The following is a 337-nucleotide window of genomic DNA, read 5'->3' on the forward strand; positions in this document are numbered from 1 at the left end:
AGTTAACGGTATCAAGCAGCCAAGTAGTGGAAACAAAACCTGAACCTGCAAAACCGGTAGAACCTGCTAAACCAGCAGAAACGGTTGCCTCTGTCTATACTGTGAAAGCGGGAGAAACGTTAGGGCACATTGCTAGACAATTCAGTATGACGGTATCTCAACTTAGAGAACAGAACAACCTAACTTCCGATTTGATCCGAGTGAATCAGAAGTTAACGGTATCAAGCAGCCAAGTAGTGGAAACAAAACCTGAACCTGCAAAACCGGTAGAACCTGCTAAACCAGCAGAAACGGTTGCCTCTGTCTATACTGTGAAAGCGGGAGAAACGTTAGGGCA

Annotated in this window: 1 protein-coding gene; it reads left to right on the forward strand. The window is 45.4% G+C overall.

All coding sequences use genetic code 11. From position 1 onward, the window contains the following. The coding region (locus tag AX762_RS01785; RefSeq protein WP_143139254.1) for a LysM peptidoglycan-binding domain-containing protein at nt 1-337 on the forward strand (337 nt) is incomplete at both ends.

Source organism: Alkalibacterium sp. 20 (genome assembly GCF_001885615.1).
Lineage (GTDB): Bacteria > Bacillota > Bacilli > Lactobacillales > Carnobacteriaceae_A > Alkalibacterium.